The organism is Sulfuricurvum sp. (genome assembly GCF_022759005.1).
Taxonomy (GTDB): Bacteria; Campylobacterota; Campylobacteria; order Campylobacterales; family Sulfurimonadaceae; genus Sulfuricurvum.
In genome coordinates this window covers 1-5373 of record NZ_JAEMQA010000039.1, presented here as the reverse complement: position 1 = coordinate 5373, position 5373 = coordinate 1, and the positions used below count along the sequence as shown (strand labels likewise).

Sequence of the window (5373 nt, the reverse complement as noted above, 5' to 3'; positions counted from 1 at the left end):
GCATCGATACAATACTCAAGATTGAGCCGTTTTTGCTGAAGATAGGTTTGGATAGTTCGGTGCAGTTTTTGAAGTTTCGAGGAGGTAATATTGTTCACAGCCTGCTCATAGCTCGTCGCACTTTTTACTTCAACAAAATGGAGAACATTATCACGTAAAGCAATAATATCGATCTCACCGAAGCGGTTATAGACGTTTCGATCGACTATGCGACACCCTTTGTTTCGCAGATACTCACACCCGCGCTCTTCGGCAAAATTACCTTTGGCGCGGGTATGCACGATTTAATCCAGATAGTCGGGTTTGATCACCTCGACTTTGACGGACTTAAACCGCGCCGTTTTGATCAGTTCATCGCTCTCGTCCCCGAACAAGAAATTAATATTGCTTTTGGCGTGATGAAACGTCGTAAACATCGTCCCTTTTTTGATCGTGGAGCTCACCTTGACACGCAAAGGAGCGCTTTGACCGTATTCGCTTTTCAAGACCACAAAATCTTTGAATTCAAAAAACTCTTCATCTTCGACACTCACCAGCAAAATGTCTTCACTATGAGATTTGTGAAGTTTGTCACACGCATTCGTCTGCGCTCCGTTATTGTAATGAACCAATACACGACCCGTCGTGAGATAATACCCCTCATGTGTACTCGATTTCATGAGTTCCTCGACTTGACCGCGTGGAGTATACTGGTGGTAATGAAATGTCCCAAAACCGTCCGGCGTTCGGAATTTTCCGATATGCAATACCGGCAAATCCTCTTCCTGAACCGGCCACTGCAACCCACGAAGCCGATTGGCTTCGAGTTTTTCATAACTCGCTCCCCCAAAACGAACCGGCGCGTCGATGCGAACCCTCTCCCATACATCACGTGATGATGTGAATCCGAAATCGACTCCGTAGCGTTTCGAAATTTCGGCGATTACCTCCCAGTCATCAGGCATGCGTACATTGACCAGCGGCTGAGAGAGATGCAATCGGCGTTCCGCATTGACATAGACTCCCGTCTTTTCATACGCGCTTTTCACTCCGAAAATAATGTCGGCAAATTTCGTAATCTCATTATCAAATAACTCATTGACAACCAATAAATCCAGATTGCCAAGCGCCGCGTGAATTTTGTTTTGATTCGGATGGATATGGGCGATGTCTTCACTGATGTTATAGAGTGCCTTGATTTTTCCATCGATCATCGCATCGATCAAATCAGGGGTCATCAGTCCAATCTCTTTGGGTTCTCTGTAATCAGGATCGTAATACGGCAACATCCCCACATCACATGTTCCCTGTACATTGTTTTGTCCTCGAAGCGGCATCAATCCCGCACCGCTTTGACCGATATTCCCCGTAAGCATCGCCAAATGGGTGATTGCCATGACCGCATACGAGCCGTCCAAATGCTCCGTGATTCCCAACCCCCAAAAAAAGAGACTCTTGCGTGTCGCATATTTACGGGCAACGGTGCGGATCTCGTTCATCAACGGTTCATAGCCGGGGATTTGGAGTAAAAATTCCGGATTGGCATACGGGTCGTTCAAAATCGCATTTTTGTACGCTTCGTATCCTTTGGTTCGGGCATTGACAAATTCGGTATTGACCAAATTCTCAGAAATAATCACATAGGCCATCATGTTGAGAATCATGAGATTGGCTTCATACGGGATACTCAAATGGTGCGTCGCGGATTTGGAGAGCTGAATACGGCGAACATCGAGCACCGCCAACTCGACTCCGTTATTTTTGATCACATCGAGCATCCGATTGGCGACGATCGGATGCCCTTCGGTGGTATTGGAACCCATGACCACCATGAATTCGGTATCGTAAATATCGTTGAACGGATTAGTCATTGCCCCTTCGCCGATGGTTGTACGCATCCCTTTAAGTGAGGGAGAGTGACAGACGCGGGCACAGTTATCGACGTGCGGTGATCCGACCACGTGGCGGGTAAAATGTTGAAACAGATAAGAGCCCTCACAGCTCGTACGGGCACCGCCGATCGCTGCAAAACTGCGGGCACCGTATGTATCGGTAATCGATCGGAGTTTTCGAGCGACCAATTCATAAGCGCTCTCGTAGCTGATCTCGTAAAAATCATGATCTACCGGTTCGAGATAATCCATATCGATGTCGGCAAAAAGTGCCGCATTTTTTGCCCAAAATGATTTCCGTACACGTGCGTTGCGCAGCCGTTTTGGATGAGTAACGAAATCCCATCCCTGTTTTCCTTTGATACACAATCGCCCTTGAGAGACCACACCCTCTTCATTGGCAGAAATTTTTTGGATTTTGTTGTCTTCCACTTCAGCGGAAATATCGCACCCTACACCGCAATAGGTACAAACACTCTCGATTATCATCGGATATTTCCTTGATTTTACGGGCTATCCACCCTTTTTAAAATTAGTGAAGTGTACAATTTTGTCTCTTAAGGACTGCGGAAAGAGCAAGACAATTCGAATCATTAAGTAAAATCTAAAAGGGAACGCATATCGCATCCTTTTTCTCTCAATCGCATGGGTAATTCGGGCAATCCCTTTTTCTCTCGACATGAAAAACGGCATTTTAAATCGGTTCTTTTGGGTCATTTCCGAATCGATAAATCCAGGCATAATAGTCATCACATTGATACCATACGGTTTTAGCTGATAGTGCAACCCCTCAGCGTACGCATTGAGTGCCCGTTTTGAACTGCTATACGCGATGGAAGTGGGCATAGTGAGCAGTGAAGCGAGCGATGAGATAAAGACAATCTCCCCCGATTGTTGCTCGATCAGTTTCGGGATGATTGGTTCCAACAGTGCATGAACACTCAAAAAATTTGTTTTAAAAAGACGCTCAAAATCCTCAAACGGCGTTACCCCTCCACTATGTCCGACCGATACTCCGGCATTGAGGATGATCCGATCGATTTGATTTTGTGAGAGTTCACTCCCGATTTCCTGCATCCGTCCAAAATCATTGACATCGGTGATGATTGCTTCAACCTCTGCACCTTTCTCTCGGCACCGAGCAGCCACATCTCTCAAACGCTCTTCTCGACGTGCGATCAATACCAATTCATTTTGCGGTATTGCGTAATGAAGTGCCAACGCTTCACCTAAACCGCTGCTGGCTCCTGTGATAATAATGCGCATTAAAACCCGCTTATCATAAAATCGATAGCGGCAATGATATCACTTCGATATTCGCTCAGAGAAATAACTTTTTGTCCTAAAGCAGACTGTTCGACACCCGCCATTTCCTGAGTCATTAATACTACCTCTTTACCTTCGATCTCAAATATGGGATTGAGATGTCTAAGCGCTTTTGCTTTTGATGAGAACGGTATCACCATACGGGTGGAAAGATGGCTTAATAGCTCCGCTTGAATATCGATGAGATAGGGGATTTCTTCAGATGTCAGCGGATTACTGTTACAATACACATCAAACTGTGCCATTAGAATCGTCTCAAACCGTGACTAAATACACCTCTTTGCTCGATAGTTCGGTTGTAATCTTCTATCGCTTCACGGTTCTCTTCAAGCCACAACTCTTCTTTTCGCCGTGCCACTTTATCGGCTAACGTCTCTTCAAGCGATTGCGATAGATTGATACCCAGTTCTTTTGCTTGCTGTAGAAGTTCACTGTTGATACTCAAATTTGCCGCTTTTTTTGGGGCATTTGGATTATAAATTGCTGTCATCACATTCTCCATGCGCATTATATATACGCATTATATCACAGATAATATCTTTGCAATCAAACGTAAGCTATAATTTCACCATGAATGAAACACTAAAAATCGGGGAGATCAATATCCTCGTTATCGACCGCTCTACCGTGCCGGGACTCTTCTTGCGTGCACTCGATGGGAGCGATATATTACTGCCCAACCAATACGTCACCGAGAAGATGCATATCGGTGATACGATCGACGTATTCGTCTATACCGACAGCGAAGACCGCCCCGTTGCGACAACGCTGAAGCCCAAAGCGATGCTGGGTGAAATCGCATTTGTGGAAGTCGTTGACACCAACAATATCGGTGCCTTTGTCGACTGGGGATTGCCCAAAGATCTCTTCGTACCGCGCGCACTTCAAAAACGCCCTTTTGCCGTCGGTGAAAAACGGCTCGTCCGCGTTATCCTTGATGAGCAGACCAACCGCCTTGTGGGAACCGAAAAAATTAGCGGAGCGTTAGAGACCCCTCCGAAGAGCTTTTATCCCAATACCCCCGTAACGTTTATGATTATTGCCAAAACTCCGTTGGGGTACAAAGTGATTGTGGATCATAAATATGAGGGTATGATATACGCCAACGAGATTTTCGAAGATATCCGTGTCGGACAAATCAAAAAAGGGTTTGTCAAACAATTACGCCCTGACGGTAAACTCGATCTCTCTTTGCAGATGATCGGCAAAGCCAAGGCGGCCAACGCCGCCGACAAGATTTACGAGATGCTTCAACAAAACGGCGGAATGCTCCCTTATAACACCAAAAGTGATCCGGATCTAATTCAAAAAACGTTTGGACTTAGCAAAAAGAATTTCAAAGCGGCGGTCAACCAGCTCGTCGAAGCGAAAAAAATCGTCGTCAAGGAGAACGGACTCTATGGGATATAGACCACGCAAACGCAATGCCGTCGTCCAACTCCGTCCACGAAACATCAGTTATGAAGAAAGCGGAAGAACGATTACGCTTCTCTCGATGAACCGAGACAACATGGATTTAGAAGTGGAGATCAAAGAGGGAAATGAGACCAAAATCCTCGCCGATTTCCCCTTCGCCCATCTCCCCAAAAAGATCAAGAAAGAGATCAATCCGCTATAATTGCACCACTATTTTAAAAGGAATCAAATGTCACAGTTTTCGAATGTTACCATCGACAAAAAAGCCAATGTCTATTTTGAGGGAAAAGTTACCAGCCGTACCATCCGCTTTGAAGACGGTACCATCAAAACCCTCGGAATCATGATGCCGGGAGAGTATACGTTCAACACCGGCGATAAAGAGATCATGGAGATTATGAGCGGAGAGATGGAGGTTCAGCTTCCGGGTTCAGAGGAGTGGATCAATGTTGTTGGACCGCAAAATTTTGAAGTTGCCGCGAACAGTGCGTTTCACCTCAAAGTCAAAAGTGTTTCTGACTATTGCTGTCATTTCGTCAAATAATATCAGCGTCGAATCTCGACGCTGTTCTCATCGATCCACCCTTCTTTATCAAACGCTTCTCACCTTTTTTTGTTGCAATCCCACTGATTTTATAGAATGAACCTTTTTTTCATTCCAAAGGTGAGTGCAGTGGGCTCTTTTTGCTTCGCTGCCATGACAAGCCACTTAATCGCTGCGCCCTCATCCGCTTCTACACCGCGAAGTGCCAGCCGTATA

Annotated in this window: 8 protein-coding genes; 3 read left to right on the top strand and 5 right to left on the bottom strand. The window is 45.6% G+C overall.

The features are described 5' to 3' along the window. The 5 genes from JHC35_RS02095 to JHC35_RS02075 all read right to left on the bottom strand — a co-directional run. Positions 1-281: YraN family protein (locus tag JHC35_RS02095; protein WP_295041731.1), on the bottom strand; the 281-nt coding region annotated here is incomplete at its 3' end. Between the two features lie 3 nt (positions 282-284). Next, positions 285-2360, bottom strand: coding sequence for a molybdopterin-dependent oxidoreductase (locus JHC35_RS02090; protein ID WP_295041730.1), 2076 nt, complete (start codon positions 2358-2360; stop codon positions 285-287). A 24-nt stretch (positions 2361-2384) separates the two neighbouring features. After that, positions 2385-3137, bottom strand: a complete 753-nt coding sequence (locus tag JHC35_RS02085; RefSeq protein ID WP_295041729.1) for an SDR family NAD(P)-dependent oxidoreductase — start codon at positions 3135-3137, stop codon at positions 2385-2387. Beyond that, the gene (locus JHC35_RS02080; protein WP_295041728.1) at positions 3137-3442 is read right to left on the bottom strand and encodes a CcdB family protein; all 306 of its coding nucleotides are present in this window, start codon (positions 3440-3442) and stop codon (positions 3137-3139) included. Before JHC35_RS02080 ends, JHC35_RS02085 begins: the two co-directional genes overlap by 1 nt. After that, positions 3442-3687, bottom strand: coding sequence for a type II toxin-antitoxin system CcdA family antitoxin (locus JHC35_RS02075; RefSeq protein ID WP_295041727.1), 246 nt, complete (start codon positions 3685-3687; stop codon positions 3442-3444). Before JHC35_RS02075 ends, JHC35_RS02080 begins: the two co-directional genes overlap by 1 nt. A gap of 80 nt (positions 3688-3767) precedes the next feature. On the opposite strand from JHC35_RS02075, the gene JHC35_RS02070 reads away from it, so the two are divergent. Genes JHC35_RS02070 through JHC35_RS02060 form a run of 3 tightly spaced genes read left to right on the top strand, consistent with a single transcriptional unit; the run spans position 3768 to position 5157 of the window. After that, the gene (locus JHC35_RS02070) at positions 3768-4607 is read left to right on the top strand and encodes a S1-like domain-containing RNA-binding protein (RefSeq protein ID WP_295041726.1); all 840 of its coding nucleotides are present in this window, start codon (positions 3768-3770) and stop codon (positions 4605-4607) included. After that, entirely contained in the window at positions 4597-4815 is a 219-nt protein-coding gene (locus tag JHC35_RS02065; RefSeq protein WP_295041725.1) for a hypothetical protein, read from the top strand. Before JHC35_RS02070 ends, JHC35_RS02065 begins: the two co-directional genes overlap by 11 nt. A gap of 27 nt (positions 4816-4842) precedes the next feature. After that, positions 4843-5157: a pyrimidine/purine nucleoside phosphorylase gene (locus JHC35_RS02060; protein WP_295041724.1), complete on the top strand. Its 315-nt coding sequence runs from the start codon at positions 4843-4845 to the stop codon at positions 5155-5157. The last annotated feature ends 216 nt before the right edge of the window (positions 5158-5373 follow it).

What these genes read in the sequence shown, in the direction of transcription:
- JHC35_RS02090 (WP_295041730.1), bottom strand. Translation starts at nt 2,360, where the DNA reads ATGATAATCGAGAGTGTTTGTACCTATTGCGGTGTAGGGTGCGATATT.
- JHC35_RS02085 (WP_295041729.1), bottom strand. Translation starts at nt 3,137, where the DNA reads ATGCGCATTATTATCACAGGAGCCAGCAGCGGTTTAGGTGAAGCGTTG.
- JHC35_RS02080 (WP_295041728.1), bottom strand. Translation starts at nt 3,442, where the DNA reads ATGGCACAGTTTGATGTGTATTGTAACAGTAATCCGCTGACATCTGAA.
- JHC35_RS02075 (WP_295041727.1), bottom strand. Translation starts at nt 3,687, where the DNA reads ATGACAGCAATTTATAATCCAAATGCCCCAAAAAAAGCGGCAAATTTG.
- JHC35_RS02070 (WP_295041726.1), top strand. Translation starts at nt 3,768, where the DNA reads ATGAATGAAACACTAAAAATCGGGGAGATCAATATCCTCGTTATCGAC.
- JHC35_RS02065 (WP_295041725.1), top strand. Translation starts at nt 4,597, where the DNA reads ATGGGATATAGACCACGCAAACGCAATGCCGTCGTCCAACTCCGTCCA.
- JHC35_RS02060 (WP_295041724.1), top strand. Translation starts at nt 4,843, where the DNA reads ATGTCACAGTTTTCGAATGTTACCATCGACAAAAAAGCCAATGTCTAT.